General features: G+C 70.1%; 1 protein-coding gene. It reads left to right on the top strand.

Annotated features, from left to right (window positions below; translation table 11 throughout):
• The coding region (locus Q2100_RS28370) for a non-ribosomal peptide synthetase (protein WP_302916723.1) at positions 1-3854 on the top strand (3854 nt) is incomplete at both ends.

Genomic DNA, 3854 nt, shown 5'->3' with positions numbered 1-3854 from the left:
GTTGCACGGACCCTCGCCGGTGTACAACATGGCGGCGGCATTGCGGTTGAGCGGGCCGCTGGATGGCTTGGCGCTGGGAGCGGCGCTGGCCGATGTGGTTGCGCGCCAGGAGAGCCTGCGCACGCTGTTCGCCGCGCCCGAAGGGGTACCCCAGCAGCTGGTGATGCCGCCCGAGCAGGCCGACTTCGGCTGGCGTGTGGTCGATGCCACCGGCTGGCCGGCGGCCCGGCTCGACGACGCCGTCAGCGCCGCGGTGCGTCACAGCTTCGACCTGGCGTCTCAGATTCCCCTGCGGGCAACGCTTTTCCGTCTCGCCGACGACGAGCACGTACTGGTCACCGTGGTGCACCACATCGCCGCCGACGGCTGGTCGATGTCCCCACTGATGGCTGATCTCGGGACGGCCTACGCCAGCCGGTGCGCCGGACACGCCCCCGACTGGGCGCCGTTGCCGGTGCAGTACGTCGACTACACGCTGTGGCAGCGTGTACAGCTGGGTGAGCTGACAGACCCGGAGAGCCGCATCGCCGCGCAGGTGGGGTACTGGGAGCAGGAACTCGCCGGGCTGCCCGAGCGGCTGGAGTTGCCGACCGATCGGCCGTACCCGGCGGTGCCCGATCAGCGCGGCGCCACGGTGGCGATCGACTGGCCGGCGCAGCTGCAGCAGCAGGTGCGCGATGTCGCCCGCGAACACAACGCCACCAGTTTCATGGTCATCCAGGCCGCGCTGGCGACGCTGCTGGCCAAGGTCAGCGCCAGCAGCGACGTGGCGGTGGGCTTCGCGGTCGCCGGGCGCGGCGACCCCGCGCTGGACGACGTGGTCGGGTTCTTCGCCAACACCCTGGTGCTGAGAACAGATCTGGCCGGCGATCCCACCGTCGCCGAGCTGCTGGCCCAGGTGCGCCGGCGCGGCCGGGCCGCCTACGAGCACCAGGATGTGCCCTTCGAAGTGCTTGTCGACCGGCTGCACCCCACCCGGAGCCTGACCCACCACCCGCTGTTCCAGGTGGCGTTGGCCTGGCAGAACAACGAACCCGCCAGTCCCGCGCTGGGTGACCTGCACGCCACGCCTCTGCTGGTGGACACCCGCACCGCCCGAATGGATCTGACGTTCTCCCTGGCCGAACGTTTCACCGGCGCCGGCCAGGCCGCCGGCTTCGGTGGGGTGGTCGAGTTCCGCACCGACGTGTTCGACGAGAACAGCATTCATTCGCTGATCGAGCGTCTGCAGCGGGTGGTGGCAGCGATGACCGCCGACCCGCAACGGCGGCTCTCGTCGATCGACCTGCTCGGTGAGCCGGAGCGTGCCCGTCTCGCCGAGATCGGCAATCACGCGGCGCTGGCCCACCCGGTAGGCGCATCGGTGTCGATTCCGGCCTTGTTCGCCGAGCACGTCGCCCGCACCCCCGAGGCGGTGGCGATGACCTTCGAGGGCCGGTCGATGACCTACCTCGATGTCGACGAGGCGGCGAACCGGCTGGCGCAGCTGTTGATCGGCCATGGAGCCGGGCCGGGCCACAACGTGGCGCTGCTGCTGGAGCGTTCGGCCGACGCGGTCATCGCGATAATGGCGGTCCTCAAGACGGGCGCGGCTTATCTGCCGATCGACCCGATGGTGCCTGCGGCCCGGATGCAGTTCGTGATCGCCGATGCCGCGCCGGTGGCGGCGATCACCAGCGCGGAATTGCGGTCACGGCTCGACGGAATCGCCGTCGCCGTGGTCGATGTCGCGGATCCGGCGATCGCCGTCCAACCCGGTACGGCGCCGGCGGGGCCCGAACCCGACGACGTCGCGTACCTGATCTACACCTCCGGCACCACCGGCACACCCAAGGGCGTGGCGGTCACCCATCACAGCGTGACCCGGTTGCTGGCATCGCTGGATGCGGGGTTGCCGAATCCCGGGGTGTGGCCGCTGTGCCATTCGTTGGCCTTCGACGTGTCGGTGTGGGAGATCTTCGGGGCGCTGCTGCGCGGGGGACGGCTGGTGGTGATCCCCGAAACGCTGGCGGCTTCGCCGGAGGACTTCCACGAGGTACTGGTTGCCGAGGGCGTGAGCGTGTTGACGCAGACGCCGTCGGCGGTCGCGATGCTGCCGCAGCAGGGTCTGGAGTCGGCGGCGTTGGTGGTCGTGGGCGAGGCCTGTCCGGCCGAGGTGGTGGACCGGTGGGCACCGGGGCGGGTGATGGTCAACGCATACGGCCCCACCGAGACCACGATGTGCGTGGCGATCAGCGCCCCACTCACCACGGAATCCACTGTGGTGCCGATCGGTTCACCCGTTCCCGGCGCCGCGCTTCTCGTGCTGGACCAATGGTTGCGGCCGGTGCCCGAAGGCGTGATCGGTGAGCTCTACGTCGCCGGCGGCGGTCTGGCCCACGGTTATGTGGGTCGGGCCGGGTTGACCGGATCACGCTTCGTGGCATGCCCGTTCGGCAGGCTCGGAACAAGGATGTATCGCACCGGCGACCTGGTGCGGTGGGGCACCGACGGACAGCTGCAGTATCTCGGGCGCGCCGACGAGCAGGTCAAGATCCGCGGCTACCGCATCGAACTCGGCGAGATCCAGGCCGCACTGACCGCGCTGGACGGGATCGCCCAGGCGGCGGTGATCGCGCGCGAAGACCGCCCCGGCGACAAGCGCCTGGTCGGCTACGTCACCGAAGCATCCTCGGCCACCGTCGATCCCGCGCAGGCGCGCGGTGCACTGGCTGATCGACTGCCGCCGTACATGATCCCGGCGGCGATCGTGGTCGTCGACGCCCTGCCGTTGACGGTCAACGGCAAGCTCGACATCCGCGCCCTACCCGCACCCCAGTACACCGCCGGCGAATATCAGGCTCCGGCCGGGGCCGTCGAGGAGATCCTCTCCGGCATCTACGCGGAAGTGCTGGGGCTGGAGCGGGTCGGTGTCGATGACTCGTTCTTCGATCTGGGCGGCGACAGCATCTCCTCGATGCAGGTGGTGGCCCGGGCCCGCGCCGCAGGGCTGGTGTGCAGGCCGCGCGATGTCTTCGTCGAGCAGACGGTGGCCCGGCTGGCGAGGGTGGCGGTGGTGGCCGACGGCGCCGCCGGTGTTGTCGACGAAGGCATCGGACCGGTCCTGGCGACCCCGATCATCCGGTGGCTGGCCGCTGTGCAGGGCCCCGTCGAAGAGTTCAACCAAACTGTGCTGCTGCAGGTTCCGTCAAGGGTCACCGAGTCCGACATGGTGTTGGTGCTGCAGGCGCTGCTGGATCGCCATGCCATGCTGCGGTTGCGCGTCGACGACGACGGCGCCGGCGGCTGGTCGTTGACGGTGCCCGAGGTCGGCGCGGTGGACGCACGCAAATGCCTGCGGACGGCCGAGGTGCTCGACGAGGTGGCGCTCGTCGAGGGGCGATCACGGCTCAACCCGACCGCCGGGGTGATGCTGAGCGCGGTGTGGGCGGTCTCGACGGGTCAGCTGGCGTTGATCATCCACCACCTGGCCATCGACGCGGTGTCGTGGGGAATTCTGCTGCAGGACATCAACATCGCCTGGGCGCAACAGCACAGCGGCCAGCCGACAGCCCTGCCCGAAACCGGGACGTCGTTCGCACGGTGGTCGTCGCTGCTGGCCGAGCACGCCCATTCCCCCGAGGTGGTGGAACAGGCCGCCGCCTGGGAGCGTGTGGCGGCGGTGCCGGCGGCGCTTCCCGCGCCCCGACCCGAGCGGGACACCTACGCCAGTGCGGGGCAGATGTCGGCGTCCTTGGACGCCGACACCACCCGCGTGCTGCTGGGTGAGGTGCCGGATGCATTCCATGCCGGGGTGCACGAGGTTCTGTTGATCGCGTTCGGGCTGGCGGTGGCGGAGTTCGTGGGCGCCGGTG

This window comes from Mycolicibacterium arseniciresistens (assembly GCF_030519285.1).
GTDB lineage: Bacteria > Actinomycetota > Actinomycetes > Mycobacteriales > Mycobacteriaceae > Mycobacterium > Mycobacterium arseniciresistens.
The sequence above is the reverse complement of the archived record's forward strand: the minus strand, read 5'-3'. Positions and strand labels throughout refer to the sequence as shown.